At 66.8% G+C, this 22,368-nt stretch carries 18 protein-coding genes; 1 reads left to right on the top strand and 17 read right to left on the bottom strand.

The window, feature by feature from the left end; translation table 11 throughout:
- Nucleotides 1-2 precede the first annotated feature (2 nt).
- The 16 genes from G6N46_RS23940 to G6N46_RS23865 form a co-directional block, all read right to left on the bottom strand.
- Nucleotides 3-767 (bottom strand): crotonase/enoyl-CoA hydratase family protein, encoded by a 765-nt coding sequence (locus tag G6N46_RS23940; RefSeq protein ID WP_138250481.1) that lies wholly within the window; start codon nucleotides 765-767, stop codon nucleotides 3-5.
- Entirely contained in the window at nucleotides 764-1,486 is a 723-nt protein-coding gene (locus tag G6N46_RS23935) for a PaaX family transcriptional regulator C-terminal domain-containing protein (protein ID WP_138250482.1), read from the bottom strand. The genes G6N46_RS23940 and G6N46_RS23935 overlap by 4 nt, the downstream gene beginning before the upstream one ends.
- A 5-nt stretch (nucleotides 1,487-1,491) precedes the next feature.
- Complete coding sequence (locus tag G6N46_RS23930) at nucleotides 1,492-2,454, bottom strand: crotonase/enoyl-CoA hydratase family protein (RefSeq protein WP_138250483.1); 963 nt, start codon at nucleotides 2,452-2,454, stop codon at nucleotides 1,492-1,494.
- 35 nt (nucleotides 2,455-2,489) lie between these two features.
- Nucleotides 2,490-4,118, bottom strand: coding sequence for an acyl-CoA dehydrogenase family protein (locus G6N46_RS23925; protein ID WP_138250484.1), 1,629 nt, complete (start codon nucleotides 4,116-4,118; stop codon nucleotides 2,490-2,492).
- Between the two features lie 51 nt (nucleotides 4,119-4,169).
- On the bottom strand, nucleotides 4,170-5,582 hold the full coding sequence (locus tag G6N46_RS23920) for an amino acid permease (protein ID WP_138250485.1): 1,413 nt from the start codon (nucleotides 5,580-5,582) through the stop codon (nucleotides 4,170-4,172).
- A gap of 30 nt (nucleotides 5,583-5,612) precedes the next feature.
- Nucleotides 5,613-6,362 (bottom strand): deoxyribonuclease IV, encoded by a 750-nt coding sequence (locus G6N46_RS23915; protein ID WP_135356865.1) that lies wholly within the window; start codon nucleotides 6,360-6,362, stop codon nucleotides 5,613-5,615.
- 54 nt (nucleotides 6,363-6,416) lie between these two features.
- Complete coding sequence (locus G6N46_RS23910; protein WP_163692987.1) at nucleotides 6,417-7,085, bottom strand: sensor domain-containing protein; 669 nt, start codon at nucleotides 7,083-7,085, stop codon at nucleotides 6,417-6,419.
- Between the two features lie 50 nt (nucleotides 7,086-7,135).
- Nucleotides 7,136-7,876: a sensor domain-containing protein gene (locus G6N46_RS23905; RefSeq protein ID WP_163692984.1), complete on the bottom strand. Its 741-nt coding sequence runs from the start codon at nucleotides 7,874-7,876 to the stop codon at nucleotides 7,136-7,138.
- Nucleotides 7,877-8,004: 128 nt separating this feature from the next.
- Nucleotides 8,005-11,961: a DNA-directed RNA polymerase subunit beta' gene (locus G6N46_RS23900; RefSeq protein WP_135356864.1), complete on the bottom strand. Its 3,957-nt coding sequence runs from the start codon at nucleotides 11,959-11,961 to the stop codon at nucleotides 8,005-8,007.
- Nucleotides 11,962-12,021: 60 nt separating this feature from the next.
- Nucleotides 12,022-15,525, bottom strand: coding sequence for a DNA-directed RNA polymerase subunit beta (gene rpoB, locus G6N46_RS23895; RefSeq protein ID WP_138250489.1), 3,504 nt, complete (start codon nucleotides 15,523-15,525; stop codon nucleotides 12,022-12,024).
- A 610-nt stretch (nucleotides 15,526-16,135) separates the two neighbouring features.
- Nucleotides 16,136-17,158, bottom strand: coding sequence for an ABC transporter ATP-binding protein (locus tag G6N46_RS23890; RefSeq protein ID WP_061003231.1), 1,023 nt, complete (start codon nucleotides 17,156-17,158; stop codon nucleotides 16,136-16,138).
- A 259-nt stretch (nucleotides 17,159-17,417) separates the two neighbouring features.
- Nucleotides 17,418-17,804, bottom strand: a complete 387-nt coding sequence (gene rplL, locus G6N46_RS23885) for a 50S ribosomal protein L7/L12 (RefSeq protein WP_138250490.1) — start codon at nucleotides 17,802-17,804, stop codon at nucleotides 17,418-17,420.
- Between the two features lie 45 nt (nucleotides 17,805-17,849).
- Nucleotides 17,850-18,377 carry a 50S ribosomal protein L10 gene (gene rplJ / locus G6N46_RS23880; RefSeq protein ID WP_138250491.1) on the bottom strand — a complete coding sequence of 176 codons (528 nt, stop codon included), beginning with the start codon at nucleotides 18,375-18,377 and terminating at the stop codon, nucleotides 17,850-17,852.
- A gap of 249 nt (nucleotides 18,378-18,626) precedes the next feature.
- Nucleotides 18,627-19,538, bottom strand: a complete 912-nt coding sequence (locus G6N46_RS23875) for an ATP-grasp fold amidoligase family protein (protein ID WP_138250492.1) — start codon at nucleotides 19,536-19,538, stop codon at nucleotides 18,627-18,629.
- A gap of 4 nt (nucleotides 19,539-19,542) precedes the next feature.
- Nucleotides 19,543-20,481: a methionyl-tRNA formyltransferase gene (locus tag G6N46_RS23870; RefSeq protein ID WP_138250493.1), complete on the bottom strand. Its 939-nt coding sequence runs from the start codon at nucleotides 20,479-20,481 to the stop codon at nucleotides 19,543-19,545.
- Nucleotides 20,482-20,597: 116 nt separating this feature from the next.
- Nucleotides 20,598-21,047: an anthrone oxygenase family protein gene (locus tag G6N46_RS23865; RefSeq protein ID WP_138250494.1), complete on the bottom strand. Its 450-nt coding sequence runs from the start codon at nucleotides 21,045-21,047 to the stop codon at nucleotides 20,598-20,600.
- 80 nt (nucleotides 21,048-21,127) lie between these two features.
- Here G6N46_RS23865 and G6N46_RS23860 point away from each other — a divergent pair, with 80 nt between their 5' ends.
- Nucleotides 21,128-21,556, top strand: a complete 429-nt coding sequence (locus tag G6N46_RS23860; protein WP_138250495.1) for a winged helix-turn-helix transcriptional regulator — start codon at nucleotides 21,128-21,130, stop codon at nucleotides 21,554-21,556.
- Here the strand turns inward: G6N46_RS23860 and G6N46_RS23855 are convergent.
- Nucleotides 21,457-22,365 carry an ROK family protein gene (locus G6N46_RS23855; RefSeq protein ID WP_138250496.1) on the bottom strand — a complete coding sequence of 303 codons (909 nt, stop codon included), beginning with the start codon at nucleotides 22,363-22,365 and terminating at the stop codon, nucleotides 21,457-21,459. The two genes, G6N46_RS23860 and G6N46_RS23855, sit on opposite strands and share 100 nt — an antisense overlap.
- Nucleotides 22,366-22,368: the final 3 nt, after the last annotated feature.

Genomic DNA, 22,368 nt, shown 5'->3' with positions numbered 1-22,368 from the left:
CCTCACGCCTTCGCGCCGTGCCGGCCCGCTCCCCCGGCGAACCGCTGCGCCCCCGCGAGCGACTCCTCGGCCACCTGCGCCAGGCTGGCGAACTCGAATTCCATTGCGGATTCCTCCGATTCGCCCCACTGCCGCAGCGCCGACATCCGGTCGGCGCGCAGACACAACTGCGGCAACGCCGCGAGTTCGTGGGCCAGCTCTTCGGCCTTCTCACGGGCCTGCCCGTGCGGGACGACCCGGTTGGCCAGACCGATCTGCAGCGCCTCCGCGGCGTCGACGGCGCGGCCCGTCAGGATCAGGTCCATGGCCCGGCTGTGTCCGATCAGCCGCGGCAACCGGACCGTGCCACCGTCGATGAGGGGGACGCCCCAGCGCCGGCAGAACACGCCGAGCGTCGCGTCCTCCTCGACGACACGCAGGTCGCACCACACCGCCAGCTCCAGTCCGCCCGCGACGGCGTAGCCGCTGACCGCGGCGATCACCGGCTTGGAGAGCATCATCCGGCTCGGGCCCATCGGCCCCGGTCCCGTCCGGTGCGTCTGGTTCATCTCCGGGGTGCCGAACGCCTTGAGATCCGCTCCGGCACAGAACGTTCCGTGGTCGCCCCACAACACCGCCACGGCGGCGGAGTCGTCGCGGTCGAACTCGTCGAACGCCTGGTGGAGCGCGGCTGCCGTCGGCCCGTTGACGGCGTTGCGGGCACCGGGCCGGTCGATGATGACCGTCGTCACCGGCCCGTTCTTCTCGACGCGCACAGGTTCGGTCATGGTGCCTCCATCTCGTCGCGCCGGCCGATCAATTCGGCGGCGAAGTCTGCGTAGGCCTGCCGGAGCTGCTCGCCGGGCCAGTCACCGGGGAGCAGTTCGGCAGGGAGTACGGGGTCGGACAACAGGTGCCGGACGATGGCGGCCGCCGCCACGAACCGGCCGGGCACGTCACCGGCCGAGGCGATCTCATCGAGCAGTTGCCGCGCGGTACCGCTCCAGTCAGGCAGGTCCCACAGCACGCCGGCCAGGCCCGCCGGATCGTCGTCCCGGCTGGTCAGTATCCGGGCGTTGGCCGTGACCTCCGCCGGGAGCTCGCCGGCCAGATTGGCCGGCCGCAGCCACAGGCCCTCACGGAGCTCACCGAACCTGTTCTGCAGCAGGTCGTTTCGCAGGTCCGCCCGGGTGCGGGCATCGGCGCCGACGGTGGTGATGACAACCGTCGTCCACTCGCCGTGCCAGGGCCGGGTCTTCGGGTCGATGGCGGCGTCCTGCCGTCGTTGCCGCGCCAGCAGCCGGTCGGCGAGCCGATAGCCGTCGGCCGATCGCACCAAGTCGCCGGCGCTGACCATGCGCGTCAGCGCCACCCGCAGCGTCTGCTCCTTGATGTCGAAATCCGACGTGAGCCGGACCAACTCGGCCGCGGACGCCCACGCCGGGTGGGCACCCAGCAGCACGCTGAGCACCACCGACCGGGCGGTCATCCGCTTCAGCTCAGGCATGGCCGTCAGACCCCGGAGGCCACCCGGCCCGCATCACCGAAGGGCTCGTCGCGGTGCCGCACCGCCTGCCGGAACCCGTGCTCGACGGCGTCGGCGACGAAGGCATGTCCCTCGGGCGTGTGCCGGGCGATGCCGTCGAACACCGTGCTGACCATCCGGCTGGTCGCGACGCCCTGCTGCAGCAGCGAGGTATTGCACGCCAGCTTCGCCATGATCAGCTGGTTCACCGGCATCGCCGCAATGCGCGCGACGAGCCGCTCGGTGCGCTCGTCGAGGTCCTCGGGCTCCGGGGCCTCGACCGCCAGACCCCATTCGGCGGCCTGCGCCCCGGTGATGCAATCCCCCGTGAACAGCAGACGTTTCGCGCGCTGGTCACCCAGGCGATGCGCCCACAACCCGCCCGCCGGCACGCCCCACACCCGCATCGGGGGGTAGCCGATCTTGGCGTCGGAGGCCGCGATCACCTGGTCGGCGTGCAGCGCGATGTCGGTACCGCCGGCCACGCAGTAACCGTGGATTTTCACGACGGTCGGTTTGTCGCAGTGCATCAGGCTGGAGAAGCCACGGACGAACCGGCTCATCATCTGGTAGTCGATCATCGGATCCCAGGGCTGGTTCGGCAGATGGTTGACGGCCTGCGTGTGGCCGTCGAGCACGGTGCCCTGGTGCTCGGAGCCGCCGGCGGCCCCGGTGCCGTCGGCGTAGGCGCTCAGATCGAAACCCGCACAGAAGCCTTCGCCGCGGCCGGACACCAGGATCACGTGCACGTTCGGGTCGAGATCAGCGCGTTCGACGCACGCGGCGAGTTCCAGCGGTGTGTCCGCGACGATCGAGTTGCCCTTCTCCGGACGGTTGAACGTGATCCGGGCGACCCGGTCGGCGACCTCGTAGGTCATGGTCTTCAGATTGTCGAAATCCACCAGCTCAGCCTTCCCGCGACAAGACGTAAAACTGTCGAAAACAGGCATTCCGCGACAGTTTTATGTCTTCTCGGCAGTTGAAATCAGCCCTTGACCAGGGCGCGTTCGATGATGGGTGCGAGGTCGAGGCCGGTCGGCAGGGTGCCGAACGCGCCGCCCCACTGGCGGTCGAGGCGGCTGACGAGGAACGCCTCGGCCACCGCGGGGTGCCCGTGGCGCACCAGCAGCGCGCCCTGCAGCGCCAGCGAAATGTCCTCGGCCACTTTGCGTCCGCGGTATTCGAGGGTCTGCGGATCGGTGAGCTGCGCCTTGAGCGCGTTGACGTGGGCGTCCAGGCGGGCGTCCTGTGCCTGCGGCTGCGCCAACTCGTCGAACAGCACCTCGATGCACTCGGGCTTGGTGGCCATGGCGCGCAGGGTGTCCAGGGCGCTGACGTTGCCCGAGCCTTCCCAGATGCCCATCAGCGGCGCCTCGCGGTAGAGGCGCGGCATGCCGGATTCCTCGGCATAGCCGTTGCCGCCGAAGCACTCCATGGCCTCCGCGGCGTGCGGCGTCGCGCGCTTGCACACCCAGTACTTGGCCGCGGCCAGACCGATTCGGCGGAACAGGCTTTCGCGTTCGTCACCCCGCACCGCGCGGTCGGTGGCACCGGCCATGCGCATCGCCAGGATCGTGGCGGCCTCGGCCTCGACGGCCATGTCGGCGAGCACGTTGCGCATCAGCGGCTGGTCGATCAGGTAGGCACCGAACGCCTTGCGGTGCTGCGCGTGGTGCACGGCCTGCGTCAGGCCGGTGCGCATGCTGGTGGCGCTGCCGAGCGTGCAGTCGAGGCGGGTGAGGTTGACCATCTCGATGATGGTCGGCACGCCGCGGCCCTCCTCGCCCACGAGCCACACCGTCGCACCGTCGTACTCGATCTCACTCGAGGCGTTGGCGTGGTTGCCGAGCTTGTCCTTGAGCCGCTGGATGAACATCCGGTTGCGGGTGCCGTCGGGCAGGACGCGGGGCAGGAAGAAGCAGGACAGGCCGCCGGGCGCCTGCGCCAGCACCAGGAACATGTCGCCCATCGGTGCGGAGGTGAACCACTTGTGACCGCGCAGCGAGTAGGTGCCGTCGCCGTTGGGGGTGGCCTGCGTGGTGCCGGCGCGCACGTCGGAGCCGCCCTGTTTCTCGGTCATCGACATGCCCGCGGTGATACCCGCCTTGGTGGCAGGCACTTTCAGCTCGGGGTCGTACACCCGGCTGGTCAGCAGCGGTTCATAGATCTTGGAGAGTTCGGGATTGAACCGCAGCGCCGGGACGACGGCGTAGGTCATCGAGATCGGGCAGACGTGACCGGGCTCGGGCGTCCAGGCCGACATCTTCGCGGCGCGGACGACGTGGGCGCCGGGACGGTCGTCGGCCCAGGGTGCGCCGTGCAGGCCGTGCGTCACGGCGGCGTTCATCAGCTGGTGGTAGGCCGGGTCGTACTCGACCTCGTCGACGCGGTGCCCGTAGCGATCGTGCGTGTGCAGGATCGGGACGTTGCGGTCCGCCAGCTCACCCCAGCGCTGCGCGACCCGGCTGCCGCCGAGCGCACCGACCTCGTGGACCTCGTCGACGCCCCACTCGCCGCCTTCGCGGATGAGGGCCTCGGCGAGTGCCGGGAAGGTGGCGGGGTTGTAGTTCTCGAGCGGCGGAACCTGATTGGTGACGACATGCGTATCAGCCATGTCCCCACTATTACATTTTCCCGACAGTCGCACAAGAACTGTATATATCTCCTAGTGGCGCACCACGACCTCGGTGGCGCGATCGCCGCGGTGCACGAAGTACCCCAGCGTCACGATGACGAACCAGATGGCACCCACCAGGATCGCGGTCCGGCCGTCGTCGGTGAAGAACAGCAGCACGACGACGAGCGCCAGGAACCCGAGCGCGAGGAACGTCGTGTACGGCGCCCCCGGCAGCCGGTAGTCCGACGCCGGCAACACACCGGCGGCCACCCGACGGCGATAGATGAAGTGCGACACCAGGATCGAGCCCCACACGAAGATGATGCCGATGGTCGACACCGACGTGATGTAGGCGAACGCCTTGTCCGGTGACAGGTAGTTCACCAGGACGCCGACACCCATGGTGAGGGCCGAGAAGCAGATGGCGAGCATCGGCACGTGCCGGCTGCTCAGCGCCTGCAGACCGGCGGGCGCGTCACCGCGCTGGGCGAGGCTGCGCACCATGCGGCCCGTCGAATAGATACCCGAGTTGCATGACGACAGCGCCGCCGTCAGCAGGATGAAATTCACGATGCCCGCGGCGGCGGGGATATTCAGGTACTGGAACACCGCGACGAATGGGCTGTGGCCGGCGTGGTAGTTCCGCCAGCCCTGCACCGACAGGATCACGAGCAGCGCGCCGACGTAGAACAGGCCGATGCGGAAGGGCAGCGTGTTGATGGCCTTGCGCAGCGTCACCTTCGGGTTCTCGGCCTCGCCCGCGGTGACACCAACGAGCTCGACACCGACGTAGGCGAACACCACGATCTGCAGGCTCAGCAACGCCGAGCTGAAGCCCGTCGGGAAGAAGCCGCCGTCGTTCCACAGGTTGCTCACGCTGGGGCCGGTAGCCGGGCCGAAACCGGCGATCGGCAGCAGCACCCCGATGCCGATGATGATCATGCCAATGATCGCGGTCACCTTGATCATCGAGAACCAGAACTCGGCCTCGCCGAAGATCTTCACCGAGATCAGGTTCGCCACGAACAACACCAGCAGGACGACGAGCGCCGTCACCCACTGCGGGATGTCATGCCCCCACGGCCAGTACTGCACGTACTTGCCGGCCACGGTGATCTCGGCCATGCACGTCGTGGCCCACACCGCCCAGTACGTCCAGCCGTTCGCGAACCCGGCGAACCGGCCCATGAACTCCTCGGCGTACTCCGAGATGCTGCCCGAGACCGGGCGGTACACCAGCAGCTCACCGAGCGCCCGCATGATGACGAACACCGCGAGGCCGGCCAACAGGTAGGCCAGGATCAGCGCCGGACCCGCCTTCTCGATGGCGCCGCCCGCCCCGTAGAACAGGCCGGTACCGATGGCCCCGCCGATCGCGATCATCTGCACGGTTCTGGCCGACAGACCACGCTCGTAACCGGCGTCGGGTGTCTCTGCTACCTCAGTGTTGGCGTCTCGCACCCGAGGTGTCTATCACAATTGCGGTGCCGACTAAACGTTCTCGCGGAGGAACGCGATGTCGTCCTTGCGGCCGTCCTCGGACGTCTCGCAGATGACGGGAGCGTCCGCGGCGCGCACCACCGCTGCCAGCAACTGCGGGTCGATCTGACCCGAACCGAAGTTGGCGTGCCGGTCGGCCCCCGAGCCGGCGGCGTCGCGGGAATCGTTGCAGTGCACCAGATCGATGCGGCCGGTGATGGACTTGATGCGCTCGACGGCGTCGACCAGCGCCTCCCCCGCGGCCCAGGCATGGCAGGTGTCCAGACAGAAGCCGATGCCCTTGTCGCCGATGCGGTCCCACAGCCGGGCGATGGTGTCGAAGTGCCGGGCCATGGCGTGATCGCCGCCGGCGGTGTTCTCCAGGTACACCGGCATGTCGGTCTTGAGGGCGTCGAGTGCCTTCACCCACCGCTCGAAGCCGGCGTCCATGTCGTTGTCATCGGCATGCCCGCCATGCACGATCACGGCCGTCGCGCCGATCTCGGACGCGGCATCGCACGTGTCCTGGAGGATCTTGCGTGACGGGATGCGCACCTTGTTGTTGGCCGAGGCGACGTTGATCAGGTACGGCGCGTGGACGTACAACGGCACGGACGACGCCCGCAGGATCTCGGCGTCCTCGCGGGGCGCGGGCTTCTTCCAGCTCTGCGGATTGCCGAGGAAGAACTGCACCACATCGGCGCCGTCGGCGGCCGCCGCGGCCAGAGGGTCGGTGTTGTCGACGTGCGAACCAATCAGCATGGCGCCCAGCCTAGTTGGCCACGGCGGTGAATCAGCTCGCCTACCGAGACCCGTCTACCGCGGGACCCTGTCGAGCATGCCGTTCACGATGGCAGTCGCCGCGCCCGCCGGATCGGGCGAACACACCAGGTTGTCGACGACGACACGGTTCCTGGCCGCCATGGTCCGCGTGCATTGGGTGTTGGCCCCCACCACCGCGGACTGCATCGACAACGTGTCTCCGGTGGCCTGCAGCGCACGCGTGTGTTGGGTACCGGACTGACCGGCGACCGTCAGCCCGACGTCGATGTCGGCGCACTGCTGCCAGACGGCCTGCTGCGCGGCGATCCAGGCATGCGCCGCAGCGGGATCGGGGAACCCGACAACGCCCTCACTCACCTGCACCATCGGCGATGCGGTGCTGAGGTAGTTGACGTAGTAGACGCCGGTCTGCCCGCTGCCGTCGAGTGCCGCATGGAGGCCGTTGGAGGTGACGACACTGCACTGCGGCGGGGTGAACGTGATGCTCAAACCGACGCCCGGGTGCCGCCACGTCGCGGTCTTGACCAGGGAAGGGTCGTTCATCATGCGCCGGAGATCGTCGACAGGCAGGACGACGGGCTGCAGGTCCGCGCCGGGTGGCGGCGCCGCGACCGCGCTGGTCGTCGCCGACGGAACAGCCTGGGGTGCCGCGGTGGGGTTACCACCGACCGACGTACTGCACGACGTCAACAGCGTGACCATGACGCTTGCCACTAAAACCATTGGTGCGCAATGCTTTACCGAAAGATTCGTCATGCCGGCACCCTTCCGGCAATGAGATTGGCCACCGCCGCGGCGTTGGGGCCGACCGACGCGGGGTCACCGCCACACACCGTCACGTCGACGACGACGTTGCTGCGGAAGGTGATGCCGCGACCACAGGCCCCGCCGGGCTCGGGCGGCGCTGTGCGGTTGTTGACCAGAGTCTGCACACCACCCGTCACAGCCGGGGTGCCGATCGCATACGTGGCCGGCGGCACCGTCTTGACCTGAACCGACTTGCCCGCGCACCCCTGCCAGCCCTTGACGGTCGCCGCGACCTGGTCCTGGGCGTCCTGGGCGTTTTCGTAGAGGATCGCCGAGGCGATGGCCGAGAAGCCGGCCGAACCGTCGGGCGGCGCATAGTCCTGCGTGCGCACCAGTACGACGGGGCTCTCCGCGTACGGCTGGATGGCCGCATCAGCGACCGCCCCCACACACGTCATGTCGGAGACGTAATCGTCAGGCAGCAGCGACAGCGAGTCGTGGCTTTCGCTGACCCCGAGATTCGGCACATTGACCGCCGCACTGACCTGATTCGGTTCGGCCATCACGCTTTTGAGTTGGTCCATCTGCACCAACGGTCCGGGTGGCGGTGGCGGCGGTGATGGCGGTGGCGGCGCGCTCGTGGTCGCCGGCGCGCTCGATGCCGACGTCGATGTCGTCGTCTGTGTGCTGCTGTTGCCGTCCGAGCCGCACCCCGCGGTCGGCGCCACCAGAAGGACAGCAGCCATGAACAATTGCAGTCGCAAGATAGTCCCCTCCCCCGGGGACAGTCTCGCACGGATACGCGAACGTCCCCGACACTTTGCAGTGTCGGGGACGTTCACGTGCTCGCGGGGAAGCCTCCCCGCGTGACCAGCTAGCGGTAGTCGCTGTAGCCGTAGTCATCCAGCGGCACGGCAGCACCCGTGGCCTGACCGAAGTCCGGGCTGTAGTACTGATCCTCGTAGGACGGGATCGTGTACGCAGCGGCCCGAGCCTCTTCCGTCGGCTGCACCTGGATGTTGCGGTACCGGTTGATGCCCGTACCAGCCGGGATCAACTTACCGATGATCACGTTCTCCTTCAGACCCTGCAGCTTGTCGCTACGGCAGTTGATCGCCGCATCGGTCAGCACGCGAGTGGTCTCCTGGAACGACGCCGCCGACAGCCACGAGTCCGTGGCCAGCGATGCCTTCGTGATACCCATCAGCACCGGACGTCCGGCCGCGGGCTCGCCACCCTCGGCCACGACGCGACGGTTCTCGGTCTCGAACTCGCTGCGCTCGGTCAGCGAACCGGGCAGGAACTCCGTCGAGCCCGAGTCGATGATCGTCACACGACGCAGCATCTGGCGAACGATGACCTCGATGTGCTTGTCGTGGATCGACACACCCTGTGCGCGGTAGACCTCCTGGACCTCCTTGACGAGGTGAATCTGCACCTCGCGGGGGCCCTGGACGCGGAGCACCTCGTGGGGGTTCGCCGAACCCTCCATGAGCTGCTGGCCGACCTCGACGTGGTCACCATCGGCCAACAGGCGCTCGGTGCCGTCGTCGTGCTTGAAGACGCGCAGGCGACGGTTACGACGCGGCAGCTTGTCGTAGACGACTTCCTCGCCACCATCGTCGGGGACGATGGTGATCTTGTAGAACTTGTCGTCCTCTTCCAGCTGCACCCGGCCGGCCACGTCGGCGATCGGAGCGACGTTGCGGGGCACGCGGGCCTCGAACAGCTCCTGCACGCGCGGCAGACCACCGACGATGTCGGCGCCACCGGTAACACCACCCTGGTGGAAGGTACGCATCGTCAGCTGGGTACCGGGCTCACCGATCGACTGGGCGGCGACGATACCGACGGCCTCGCCGATGTCGACCAGCTTGCCGGTGGCCATCGAGCGGCCGTAGCACTTGGCGCAGACGCCGGTGCCGGTGGCACAGGTCAGCACCGAACGCACCTTGACCGTCGAGATACCCGCGGCCAGCAGGGCCTCGATCGCCGGGTCACCGAGATCGTGGCCGCGCTCGACGACGACGTTGCCGTTCGCGTCGACCGCATCGGTGGCCAGGGTCCGCGCGTAGGCGGACGTCTCGACGTGGGCGTCGCGCACCAGCGAACCGTCGGCCTGAACCTCGGCCAGCGTGACGATGACGCCGCGCTCGGTCTCGCAGTCGGTCTCGCGGACGATGACGTCCTGCGACACGTCGACCAGACGACGGGTCAGGTAACCCGAGTCGGCGGTACGCAGCGCGGTATCGGCCAGACCCTTACGAGCACCGTGGGTGTTGATGAAGTACTCCAACACCGTCAGGCCCTCGCGGAAGGACGACTTGATGGGCCGCGGGATGAACTCACCCTTCGGGTTCGTCACCAGACCCTTCATGCCGGCCAGGGTGCGGGTCTGCGTGAGGTTACCCGTGGCGCCCGACTTCACGATCGTGATGATCGGGTTGTCCGCCGGGTAGTAGTCCTCCAGCGCCTTACCGACCTCTTCCGTGGCCTGCTGCCAGATCTTGACCAGCGACTCGTTGCGCTCGTCGTGGTTCAGACCACCGCGCTGGTACTTCTTCTCGATCGCGTCGGCCTGGCCCTCGTAGCGCTCCAGGATCTCCTGCTTCTGCGGCGGCACCAGAACGTCGGCCATCGAGACCGTCACGCCCGAGCGGGTCGCCCAGTGGAAACCGGCATCCTTCAGCTTGTCGACGGTCTGCGCCACGACGATCATCGGGTAGCGCTCGGCGAGATCGTTGATGATCGCCGCCTGGACCTTCTTGTGCATCTGCTTGTCGACGAACGGGTAGCCCTTGGGCAGCAGCTCGTTGAACAGCACGCGGCCCAGGGTGGTCTCCGCGGTCCACGCGTCGCCCGGCTTCCAGCCGTTCTCGAACAGCTGCGCCTCGATCTCGGCCGGCGGACGCAGGTGCGTCAGACGGACCTTGATCTTCGCGCGCACCGACAGCGCACCACGGTCCATGGCCATGATGGCCTCGGCCGGGCTGCTGTAGACGCCCTGCTCCGCGCTGTCCTTGGTGGCCGCGACGAACTCGCCGAGGTCACCGTCGATCTGCGTGGTCAGGAAGAACAGACCGGTCACCATGTCCAGACGCGGCATGGCGAGCGGGCGGCCCGACGCCGGCGACAGGATGTTGTTCGACGACAGCATCAGGATGCGTGCCTCGGCCTGCGCCTCCGCCGACAGCGGGAGGTGCACGGCCATCTGGTCACCGTCGAAGTCAGCGTTGAACGCCTCACACACCAGCGGGTGCAGCTGGATGGCCTTGCCTTCCACCAGCTGCGGCTCGAAGGCCTGGATACCCAGGCGGTGCAGCGTAGGTGCACGGTTCAGCAGCACCGGGTGCTCGGCGATGACCTCTTCGAGGACATCCCACACCTGGGGACGCTGACGCTCGACCATGCGCTTGGCGCTCTTGATGTTCTGCGCGTGGTTCAGGTCGACCAGACGCTTCATCACGAACGGCTTGAACAGCTCGAGAGCCATCAGCTTCGGCAGACCACACTGGTGCAGCTTGAGCTGCGGGCCGACGACGATGACCGAACGGCCCGAGTAGTCGACGCGCTTACCCAGCAGGTTCTGACGGAAGCGGCCCTGCTTGCCCTTGAGCAGATCGGACAGCGACTTGAGCGGACGGTTGCCCGGACCCGTGACGGGCCGGCCACGACGGCCGTTGTCGAACAGCGCGTCCACAGACTCCTGCAGCATGCGCTTCTCGTTGTTGACGATGATCTCGGGCGCACCGAGGTCGATCAGTCGCTTCAACCGGTTGTTGCGGTTGATGACGCGGCGGTACAGGTCGTTCAGGTCGGAGGTCGCGAAGCGGCCACCGTCCAGCTGGACCATCGGGCGCAGCTCCGGCGGGATCACCGGAACGGCGTCGAGCACCATGCCCATGGGCGAGTTGCCGGACTGCTGGAACGCGGCGACGACCTTCAGACGCTTGAGGGCGCGCAGCTTCTTCTGGCCCTTGCCGTTCTTGATGGTGTCGCGCAGCGACTCGGCCTCGGCGTCGATGTCGAAGGTCTCGATGAGCTTCTTGATCGACTCGGCACCCATGGCGCCGGTGAAGTACTCGCCGTAGCGGTCCTGCAGCTCGCGGTACAGCACCTCGTCGACGATGAGCTGCTTCGGAGCCAGCTTGGTGAAGGTGGTCCAGATCTCGTCGAGCCGGTCCAGCTCACGCTGGGCCCGGTCGCGGAGCTGACGCATCTCGCGCTCGCCACCGTCGCGCACCTTGCGGCGGACGTCGGACTTGGCGCCTTCCTTCTCCAGCTCGGCCAGGTCCTGCTCGAGCTTCTGCGCGCGCTCGGCCAGGTCCAGATCGCGCTGATCCTCGACGGCCTTCTTCTCGACGACCATCTCGGCCTCGAGCGTGGACAGCTCGTTGTGCCGCATCTCGGTGTCGACCGAGGTGATGACGTAGGCCGCGAAGTAGATGATCTTTTCCAGATCCTTCGGGGCCAGGTCCAGCAGGTAGCCCAAGCGCGACGGAACGCCCTTGAAGTACCAGATGTGGGTGACCGGCGCGGCCAGCTCGATGTGGCCCATACGCTCACGACGCACCTTGGCGCGAGTCACCTCGACGCCACAGCGCTCGCAGACGATGCCCTTGAAGCGGACGCGCTTGTACTTACCGCAGTAGCACTCCCAGTCGCGAGTCGGTCCGAAGATCTTCTCGCAGAACAGGCCGTCCTTTTCCGGCTTGAGCGTGCGGTAGTTGATGGTCTCGGGCTTCTTGACCTCGCCGTACGACCAATTACGGATGTCTTCCGCGGTGGCCAGGCCGATGCGGAGTTCATCGAAGAAGTTGACGTCTAGCACGTAACTCCCTTTCCCCTTGCGGGTGTATGAATCAGAAAAAGCTGACTACGGGCGGACGGTTTAGGCGAGGTCCTCGACGGACGCGGACTCGTTGCGCGACAGGTTGATACCCAGGTTCGCGGCGGTGCGCTCCAGGTCCTCGTCGTCGCTGTCGCGCATCTCGATCGCGGCGCCGTCCGAAGACAGCACCTCGACGTTGAGGCACAGCGACTGGAGTTCCTTGAGCAGAACCTTGAACGACTCCGGGATACCCGGCTCGGGGATGTTCTCGCCCTTGACGATCGCCTCGTAGACCTTCACCCGACCGACGGTGTCGTCGGACTTGATGGTCAGCAGCTCCTGCAGCGTGTACGCCGCACCGTAGGCCTGCATGGCCCAGCACTCCATCTCACCGAACCGCTGGCCACCGAACTGCGCCTTACCACCGAGCGGCTGCTGGGTGATCATCGAGTACGGACCAGTCGAACGCGCGTGAATCTTGTCGTCCACCAGGTGGTGCAGCTTCAGGATGTACATGTAGCCGACCGTGACCGGGTACGGGAACGGTTCGCCCGAGCGGCCGTCGAACAGCGTGGCCTTGCCGTCGGCGTCGACCATGACGTCGCCGTCGCGGTTGGGCAGCGTCGCGCCCAGCAGGCCCTGCAGCTCGTTCTCGCGGGCACCGTCGAACACCGGGGTGGCGACGATGCTGTCGCGCGGCGCGCTGTGCATGCCCTCGGGCAGGTTCGCCGCCCACTCGGGCTCGCCCTCGATGTTCCAGCCGGCCTTGGCGACCCACCCGAGGTGGGTTTCCAGGATCTGGCCGATGTTCATACGACGCGGCACACCGTGCGTGTTCAGGATGATGTCCACCGGGGTGCCATCAGGCATGAACGGCATGTCCTCGATCGGCAGGATCTTGCCGATGACGCCCTTGTTGCCGTGGCGGCCGGCGAGCTTGTCACCGTCGGAGATCTTGCGCTTCTGGGCCACGTAGACGCGGACCAGCTCGTTGACGCCGGCGGGCAGATCGTCGTCGTCCTCGCGCGAGAACACGCGGACGCCGATGACCTTGCCGGACTCACCGTGCGGCACCTTCAGCGAGGTGTCGCGGACCTCACGGGCCTTCTCACCGAAGATGGCACGCAGCAAGCGCTCTTCCGGGGTCAGCTCGGTCTCACCCTTCGGGGTGACCTTGCCGACCAGGATGTCGCCGTCGCGGACCTCGGCGCCGATGCGGACGATGCCGCGCTCGTCGAGGTCAGCGAGCACCTCGTCGGAGACGTTCGGGATGTCCCGGGTGATCTCCTCGGCGCCCAGCTTGGTGTCGCGGGCATCGATCTCGTGCTCCTCGATGTGGATCGAGGTGAGCACGTCCTGCTCCACGAGCCGCTGGCTCAGGATGATGGCGTCCTCGTAGTTGTGGCCTTCCCATGGCATGACTGCCACGAGCAGGTTCTTACCGAGGGCCATTTCACCGTTCTCGGTGCAGGGACCGTCGGCGATGACCTGGCCGGCCTCGACGCGCTGCCCCGAGTCCACGATCGGGCGCTGGTTGGCGCACGTGCCGTGGTTCGAGCGGTTGAACTTGCGCATCCGGTAGGTGTGCCGCGAGCCGTCGTCAGCCATGACGGTGACGTAGTCGGCGGAGACCTCTTCGATCACACCGGACTTGTCCGCCACGACGACGTCGCCGGCGTCGATGGCGGCACGCAGCTCCATGCCGGTACCGACCAGCGGGGCCTCGCTGCGCACCAGCGGAACCGCCTGACGCTGCATGTTCGCACCCATGAGGGCGCGGTTGGCGTCGTCGTGCTCGAGGAACGGGATCATCGCGGTCGCGACCGACACCATCTGGCGCGGCGAGACGTCCATGTAGTCGACGTCGTTCGCCGAGACGAACTCGACCTCGCCGCCCTTACGACGGACGAGGATCTTCTCCTCGGTGAAGTGACCGTTCGCGTCCAGCGGCGAGTTGGCCTGCGCCACGACGTGGCGGTCCTCCTCGTCGGCGGTCAGGTAGTCGATCTGATCGGTGACGATGCCGTCGACGACCTTGCGGTACGGGGTCTCGATGAAGCCGAACGGGTTGACCCGTGCGTACACCGACAGCGAGCCGATCAGACCGATGTTCGGGCCTTCAGGGGTCTCGATCGGGCACATGCGGCCGTAGTGCGACGAGTGGACGTCGCGGACCTCGAGGCCGGCGCGCTCACGGGACAGACCACCGGGGCCCAGCGCCGACAGACGGCGCTTGTGGGTCAGACCCGACAGCGGGTTGTTCTGGTCCATGAACTGCGACAGCTGCGACGTGCCGAAGAACTCCTTGATCGCCGCCACGACGGGACGGATGTTGATCAGGGTCTGCGGGGTGATCGCCTCGACGTCCTGCGTGGTCATGCGCTCGCGGACGACGCGCTCCATACGCGACAGGCCGACCCGGATCTGGTTCTGGATCAGCTCGCCCACGGTGCGCAGACGACGGTTGCCGAAGTGGTCGATGTCGTCGACCTCGACGGGGACCTCGACGCCACCGGGGGCGGTCATGGTCTTGTCACCGTCGTGCAGGCGCACCAGGTACTCGATGGTCGCGACGATGTCCTCTTCGGTCAGCGTCGTCGCGGTCACCTGGGCCGGGTTGCCGTCGTGCAGGCCCAGCTTCTTGTTGACCTTGTACCGGCCCACGCGGGCCAGGTCGTAACGCTTCTCCTTGAAGAACAGGTTCTCCAGCAGGGTCTGCGCCGACTCCTTGGTCGGCGGCTCGCCCGGGCGCAGCTTCCGGTAGATGTCCAGCAGGGCCTCGTCGGGACCGGCGGTCGGGTCCTTCTCGAGGGTGCCCATCATGATCTCGGAGAAGCCGAAGCGCTCGCGGATCTGCTCGTTGGTCCAGCCGAGCGCCTTCAGCAGCACGGTGACCGGCTGACGGCGCTTGCGGTCGATGCGGACACCGACGGTGTCGCGCTTGTCGACGTCGAACTCCAGCCAGGCGCCACGGCCCGGGATGACCTTGACGCTGTGCAGGGTCTTCTCGGTGGCCTTGTCGATGGACTCGTCGAAGTACACACCGGGCGAACGGACGAGCTGCGACACGACGACGCGCTCGGTGCCGTTGATGATGAAGGTGCCCTTTTCGGTCATCATCGGGAAGTCACCCATGAAGACCGTCTGGCTCTTGATCTCGCCGGTGGTGTTGTTGATGAACTCAGCCGTGACGAACAGCGGGGCCGCGTACGTCTGGTCCTTCTCCTTGCACTCGTCGACCGGAGCCTTGACCTCGTCGAAGCGCGGGTCGGAGAAGCTCAGCGACAGGGTGCCGGCGAAGTCCTCGATCGGCGACAGCTCGGCGAGGACCTCTTCGAGGCCACCGACCGGGTTGATGTCGCCGCGGTCGACTGCCTTCGAGCGCCAGCGGTCCGAGCCGATCAGCCACTCGAAGGAATCCGTCTGCACGTCGAGCAGGCCCGGAACCTCAAGCGGTTCGCGCAGCTTGGCGAACGAGACTCGGTTCGGCGCTCCTGGGACGGAGTTGTTGGAATCTACTGACTTGCTCTCGCGAGAGACTGCCAAGATGCGTCCTTCCAGCACCTGATGCGACCATTCCGGTGCCGGTCGAAACCGGTCCGAATTGCCGCTCTATCTGCGTCGGTCCGGCTGGCGTTCTCACAGTCCGGGCCTTACAAGACACAGGGCACGCGTCTAGATCACTGAGCAAGACTCAGGCTAGAAGGTGTCAGGTGCGGGTGAGGTGGGCAGGATGCAGCCAGCGCAACGTCCAACATTAGCGTAGGACGGCGCATTCCTCAACCACGGCATGCTTGAAGAGAGTTTTAACGGATAACGCTGGCTGGCGTCTGAACCCATTAACAAAACCCTCGAATACATGCTGCCCAACAGATTGGCCCGTTTGCGGGCGCCAGTCAAGACTTGCCACGGTGTTTGGTGTGGAGTTTTGCCGGCAAATGGCGAACCGGGGCGCTCTCATCGTGACGCAGCAGGCCGCGCGGCGCCACCCGCACGCCGCCGCCGGCGGACGCGCCGTGACCAAGATCACCGGCCGCGCGTCCCCGCACACCGCCTCCGAGCGTGCACACCGCGCCTGCGGAGCGCGGATTTCGCGGCCTGTTCGCACGTTCGCCGAAAACAAATCGCGCCCGGGCTGGTTTCAGCCCGGGCGCGATTTTCGCTGTTCTGCGGATCAGGCCCGCGGAATCTGAGCTGTCACCGGGTCGTCGGCGTGGCCGTTCTTGTTGAGGTCCTCGAGAATGGCGGCCTGCGCGGCGGGCGGCAGGGTGTGCAGGATCGACCGCACGCGAGCCTGACGACGAGCGACGGCCTGGCGGACCGGCATACCCGGGGTCACCTCGATCTGCGGCGGCACGCCCTCGATCTCCTCGACACCACCATCGGAGTGACCGGCATCGATCGCGGCCTGCTCGGCGGCCGCGGTCGCGGCGTCCTTCTCCTCGGACATACCGATGGGGCCGATACGACGACCGTTGAGGAACTGCTTGACCGCGGGCTCCTCACTGGTCAGCAGCACCTCGCGGGGGCCGAACATGACCAGGTGCTTGCGGTAGAGCATGCCGATGTTGTCCGGCACCGTACGCACGATGTTGATGTTGTGCGTCACGATCAGGACCGTGGCGTCGATCTGGGCGTTGATGTCGATCAGCAGCTGCGACAGGTAAGCGGTACGGACCGGGTCCAGACCGGAGTCCGGCTCGTCGACCAGGATGATCTTGGGGTCGAGCACGAGGGCGCGGGCCAGGCCGGCACGCTTGCGCATACCACCGGAGATTTCGCCCGGGAACTTGTGACCGTCGTTGGGCATACCCACGACGTCCAGCTTCTCCATGACGATCTTGCGGATCTCGGACTCGGACTTCTTGGTGTGCTCGCGCAGCGGGAAGGCCGTGTTGTCGTAGATGTTCATCGAACCGAACAGCGCGCCGTCCTGGAACAGCACACCGAACAGGGTGCGGATCTCGTAGAGCTCCTTGGCCGAGCACTCGATGATGTTGGTGCCGTCGATGACGATCGAACCGCGCTCGGGACGCAGCAGGCCGATGAGCGACTTCAGGAACACAGACTTACCGGTACCGGACGGGCCCAGCATGACGCTGACCTCGCCGGCGGGGATGGTCAAAGTGACGTCTTCCCAGATCTTCGACGACCCAAAGGACTTACTCAGTCCCGTCACGTCGATTTGGACGCCCATGTGAGATCCCTTCCGCCAGCGCTCGCGCGCCATTTGCTGCCCTGCCTGTGGCTTGAGTCACTGTAGCGCATCGATCGCGAGCTGTTGCACCTTGTTCCAACTATCGGACGGCCCGCCGAAAAGTCACCCTGATGGACGCGGAGCCAACTACCCCATCGTCCCCCGAACGGCTCGAAATGCCCCGATTTATATCCCCTGAAAAGCGAAATCCCCCGGAGTCCGTGCTGGACTCCGGGGGAAAACGTCAGTTCTGGCGAACTTACTTGACGGACACCGATGCGCCGGCGGCCTCGAGCTTGGCCTTGGCGTCCTCGGCGGCCTCCTTCGAGACCTTCTCCAGCAGCGGCTTGGGGGCGCCGTCGACCAGGTCCTTGGCTTCCTTCAGGCCCAGGCCGGAAACGATCTCGCGGACGACCTTGATGACGCCGATCTTCTTGTCGCCGGCACCCTCGAGGATGACGTCGAACTCGGACTGCTCTTCGGCGGCCTCAGCGGCGGCGGGAGCGGCACCGGCGGCGGCAACGGCGACCGGAGCGGCGGCGGTGACGTCGAAGGTCTCCTCGAACTGCTTCACGAACTCCGAGAGCTCCAGCAGGGTCATTTCCTTGAACGCGTCGAGCAGTTCTTCGGTGGACAGCTTGGCCATGTGAATGGTCCTTCCTTATTACTTCTTTTGTGGATGTGGGGTGGGTCAGGCAGCCGGTTCGGCGGCCTTCTTGTCCTGCAGCGCGGCCGCCAGGCGCGCAACCTGGGACGCGGGCGCAACGAACAGCGCCGCGGCCTGGGACTGCTTCGCCTTGAGGGCGCCGGCCAGCTTGGACAGCAGCACTTCGCGCGACTCGAGGTCGGCGATCTTCTCGACCTGGGCCACGGACAGCGCAGCGCCGTCCATGTAGCCGCCCTTGATGACGAGCTGCTTGTGATCCTTCGCGAACTTCTTGAGTGCCTTCGCGGCATCGACCGGCTCGCCGGTGATGAACGCGATGGCGGTCGGACCTGCGAACAGGTCGTCGAGGCCTTCGATCCCGGCCTCCGAGGCGGCGCGCTTGACCAGGGTGTTCTTGGCGACCGTGTAGGTCGTCGAAGCACCGAGGGAACGACGCAGCTCGGCGAGATTGGCAACCGTCAGACCGCGGTACTCGGTCACGACAGTGGCCGTCGAGGCCTTGAACTGTTCGGCGATGTCAGCGACCGCAGTGGCTTTATCAGCCGTGGCCATACATGCCTCCTTGTGGTGTATTCATCGGCCCACTGGAGACTGCCGGGGATTCGGTCCGGAAATGCAAAGCGCCCCGACACAGAAAGGTCGGGGCGCGCAGAATCAAAACTCTGAAAACCTCGTCCTCCTGCGTGGGCCGCCAGGCGTTGCCTGGACCTTCAACCAATTACTTGGTGACCGACGGTCTTCGGTGGAACTGGACAAGAGTAGCCGATGGCCCGCCGATCAGCCAAAACGGCGACTGTGAGACTACGGCTGACCCAGGCGGACCTGGTCCGGTGTCGGCAACCGCCAGTGCCGGCCCTGCTCGAGGTCGAAGCTCATGGGCTCGTACCGCAGCATGCCCGTCCCCGGGTACGGGGTGTACTCGCCGAACCATACGTCGCCGTCGACGGCATAGAGGTCGACGCGGATGAAATCCCAGCCGGTGCCCAGCACGCTCGCGATCTCCAGCATCTTGTCCAGTTCGAGCGGGCGTTCTTCGACGGCGACGGGGTGGATGCGCCACCGCACCGGCAGTTGACGCCAGTCGGCGTCCAGGAATGTGGTGGTCTGCCGCTTCCCGAAGCGGCCGCGATTCACCTGGATCAGCTCGACGCGGCCGTCGAAGACGAAGAACTTGTAGTCGACGGGCGCTTCGCCGTCCGGGGTCGGGATGCGTTTCTCTATCAACAACACCGGGCGGGCCTGGCTGTAGCCCCACTCGCCGAGCTCCAGCGGCGTCTCCTGGAACCAGCTTCTGGTCTGGTCCCGCAGGGCGGCCAGATCCGTTTGCGGATCGGGGCCGAACAGCGCCTGGCCGCTGCTGGCGTTGGGCTTGAGCACCCAGGGCGGCAGGGCCGCCAGGTCCGGTGCGTCCCGCAGGTCGGTGCCGCACCAGTACGTGGCAGGAATCCGGAGATCGGCGCCGGGGTACGCCGCGCGGGCCATCTCCTTCATCCACATCTTGTCGCAGGCCCGCACGATCCGGTCCCGACGATCGTGGAAGATGCGCCAGTTCACCTTCTCGTTGAAGGTCTCGGGCTCGCGGAAGTTGCCGGGCTTGCGGATCATCAAGAGATAGAGGACGTGTCGCAGGAACCGGACCGGAATCAGCGCGAGCAGCCGGCGACGGATGGACATGAGCCACGACGGCGTCGCGATGTATGTCAGCAGCGGCACGGGTTCAGGCCTCGCTGGTGAGGTAGCCGCCGCGGCGGAAGAACTCCGTTCCGTCGTGCTCCACCCCGTCGGCCGCGCGGAGCCGGGTGATGACCAGGCCGAGGTTCCCGCCGCGGTGGGCATTCGAGCCGCACACCACCGCGCCGCCACCCTCCTGCACGATCACGCGGCCGGGGGTGCCGCCGTAGCGGATTTGGGAGACCTTGACCTCGAGCACTTCGATGCGCTCACCGCGGTAGAAGGTGAACGCGCGCGGGTAGGGGTCCGACAGCGCGCGGACGAGGCGCTCCAGATCGTCGGCCGGCCAGCTCCAGTCGATGAGGCTGTCGCGTTCGGCGCGCTTGTGGAAGTAGGTCCGCTCGGCCTTGTCCTGCGGCCGCCACTGTGCGGTGCCCGCTTGCAGCGCGGTCAGCGCTTCGTCCAGAGCGCCCGGAATGAGGTCGATGCCGCGCATCACCAGTTCGGTGCCGGTGTCGCCGGGACCGATCGAGAGCGAGCGCTGGACCAGGATGTCGCCGGCGTCGAGCTCGGCGTTCATGCGGTGGATGGTCAGGCCGATGTGCGATTCCCCGCTGATCAGCGACCAGATGACCGGTGAGAAGCCGGTGCCCTTCGGCAGCAGGGAGTCGTGCAGGTTCAGGGTGCCGTAGGGCGGCAGGTCGTAGAGCTCGTCAGTCATCCGCGTGTACCAGCTGTTGACGACGATGACGTCGGGTTCGGAGCGCTTGACCAGGTCGATGGTCTCGTGGTCGGCCCGCATGGTCAGGTGGACCGGGATGTCGTGCGCGCGGGCGAGCTCCTCGACGGAGTCCGAGAAGATCGCCTTGTACGACTCTGTGCTGGTCGGGTGCGTGACAACCATCGGCACGTCGTGCCCCAGATCGATCAGCGCTTGCAGCGTCTTGACCCCCCACGTCTGGAAACCGAAGAAGACGACGCGCATGCAATTACCTCACTAAGTCTGATTCCGCCGGCGTGTGACGACTTGTTCACCCACCGTTAAACAAGATCAATTTAGCTAAGTCTTGCCTAACTTTGGGAGCTACCCTCCCAGGCAGCTCACAGCGTCGTCGTCGAGGCAAGCGCTACCAGCACAAACACCACCAACAGCACCACCACGCGCACCCAGTGCAACCGGTCCCAGCGGTGGGCGAGCTCCCGACTCGTCGGCGCCTCGTCGGGGCCGGCACCCGCCCACGCGGCGACGCGGTTGTTGATCGGGACCAACGTGGTCAGCGTCAGCACCATCACCACCGCCATCAACACCACCGCGGCGATGGCGCCGGGCGCCGGGGCGAGTACCGCACCTGCGATCAGCAGTGCGGCCGCGGCGGCATACCAGAAGGGCATCACCGTGCCGAGAATCCGGCTGCCCGTCGCCCGCGCCTGCCGGTAGGCGTCATCGGGCAGCCGTTCCAGGATCGGATTGTTGAACGCGGCGACCCCGAATTCCACGCCGACGAGCGTGCCAACGACGATCACGGTGAGAATCTGCGCAATGTGCTCCATGCCATCGAGCCTGGTCACTACACTGACAAATAACAAGGTACTGACAAATTAGTCAGCATAAAGACGATCGGGAGCGCATCATGGCGGTGTCGAAGAAGGAGATCGGCGAGTGCCCGATCGATGCCGCGCTGTCGGTGATCGACGGCCGGTGGAAGGGCACCATCCTGTGGCGGCTCGCCGACGGGCCGATGCGCACCGCCGAGCTCCGGCGCAGCATTCCCGACATGACGGAGCGCATGCTCATCCGGCACCTGCACGAACTGGTGGCCGACGGCATCATCGAACGCCACGACGCGGGCACGGTGCCGCCGTGCGTGCACTATTCGATCTCCGAATACGGCAAGACGCTGGAACCGGTGCTCGGTGCGCTGTGCGACTGGGGCCGAAAGGACATGGCGCGGCGCGCCGCTCAGCTCCGCCACAACGCGGCGGCGCCGACGAGCCCGGCATCGCCCCCGAGCTCGGCGGGCACCACCCGCAGGCCGCGCAGGAAGCTCAACCCGGCGTAGCGGGGCAACGCCGCCCGCAGCGGGCCGAACAACACCTCCCCCGCATTCGCCACGCCGCCGCCGACCACCACCAGGTCCAGGTCACAGACGGCCGCTGCCGACGCGATGGCGACGGCGATCGCCTCGGCGCCACGCGAGAACGCCTGCACCGCAATCGGATCCCCGTGGCGGGCGGCCTCCGCCAGCGCCTTCGCGTCGGCGTCCGGCGGGGCGTCCCAGTCGTGCTCGTGTGCCCACCGCGCGAGGTGCGGACCCGAGGCCACCGCCTCCACGCAGCCCTGCCCGCCGCAGGCACAGCGCGGGCCGTCGGGTTCGACGACGACGTGGCCGATGTGTCCGGCATTGCCGGTGCGGCCGAGGTAAGGCGCACCGCCCTGCACCAGTCCGCCGCCGATACCGGTCGACACCACCATGCCGAGCAAGAATTGCGCCTCCTTGCCGGCCCCGCGCCAGTGCTCCCCCAGGGCCAGGCAGACGACGTCGCCGGCCAGCCGAACCGGCAGTCCGGTGCGCTCGGTGAGCTGTCGGACCAATGGAAACTCGCGCCAGACAACGACATTGAGCGGACTGACCGTACCCGCGACCACATCGATCGGACCGGCGCAGCCGACGCCCACGCCGCGAACCGGCCGTCCGGCCGCGGCAGTGAGGGCGTTCCCAATCAACGTATCGACGGTCGCCCATACGCTCTCACTGTCCGCGTGCGGTGTCGGGAGCTGCTCGCGGTGCACGAGTGCGCCATCGGGGTCGACGAGGGCCGCGGCGATCTTCGTGCCACCGATGTCGAGGGCGAGGGTCAGGTCGGGCATCGT

It is taken from the genome of Mycolicibacterium phocaicum (assembly GCF_010731115.1).
In the GTDB taxonomy this organism is placed as follows: domain Bacteria; phylum Actinomycetota; class Actinomycetes; order Mycobacteriales; family Mycobacteriaceae; genus Mycobacterium; species Mycobacterium phocaicum.
Note: the sequence above shows the minus strand (reverse complement) of the source record. Positions and strands in the feature narration are given on the sequence as shown.

Bases quoted from the DNA above. Each gene is read 5' to 3' on its own strand.
- G6N46_RS23855 (WP_138250496.1), bottom strand. From the start codon at position 22,365: ATGCCCGACCTGACCCTCGCCCTCGACATCGGTGGCACGAAGATCGCC.
- G6N46_RS23935 (WP_138250482.1), bottom strand. From the start codon at position 1,486: ATGCCTGAGCTGAAGCGGATGACCGCCCGGTCGGTGGTGCTCAGCGTG.
- G6N46_RS23905 (WP_163692984.1), bottom strand. From the start codon at position 7,876: ATGGCTGCTGTCCTTCTGGTGGCGCCGACCGCGGGGTGCGGCTCGGAC.
- G6N46_RS23860 (WP_138250495.1), top strand. From the start codon at position 21,128: ATGGCGGTGTCGAAGAAGGAGATCGGCGAGTGCCCGATCGATGCCGCG.
- rplJ (WP_138250491.1), bottom strand. From the start codon at position 18,377: ATGGCCACGGCTGATAAAGCCACTGCGGTCGCTGACATCGCCGAACAG.
- rplL (WP_138250490.1), bottom strand. From the start codon at position 17,804: ATGGCCAAGCTGTCCACCGAAGAACTGCTCGACGCGTTCAAGGAAATG.
- G6N46_RS23890 (WP_061003231.1), bottom strand. From the start codon at position 17,158: ATGGGCGTCCAAATCGACGTGACGGGACTGAGTAAGTCCTTTGGGTCG.
- G6N46_RS23930 (WP_138250483.1), bottom strand. From the start codon at position 2,454: ATGCCTGTTTTCGACAGTTTTACGTCTTGTCGCGGGAAGGCTGAGCTG.
- G6N46_RS23870 (WP_138250493.1), bottom strand. From the start codon at position 20,481: ATGCGCGTCGTCTTCTTCGGTTTCCAGACGTGGGGGGTCAAGACGCTG.
- G6N46_RS23925 (WP_138250484.1), bottom strand. From the start codon at position 4,118: ATGGCTGATACGCATGTCGTCACCAATCAGGTTCCGCCGCTCGAGAAC.
- G6N46_RS23915 (WP_135356865.1), bottom strand. From the start codon at position 6,362: ATGCTGATTGGTTCGCACGTCGACAACACCGACCCTCTGGCCGCGGCG.
- G6N46_RS23940 (WP_138250481.1), bottom strand. From the start codon at position 767: ATGACCGAACCTGTGCGCGTCGAGAAGAACGGGCCGGTGACGACGGTC.
- G6N46_RS23910 (WP_163692987.1), bottom strand. From the start codon at position 7,085: ATGGTCACGCTGTTGACGTCGTGCAGTACGTCGGTCGGTGGTAACCCC.
- G6N46_RS23865 (WP_138250494.1), bottom strand. From the start codon at position 21,047: ATGGAGCACATTGCGCAGATTCTCACCGTGATCGTCGTTGGCACGCTC.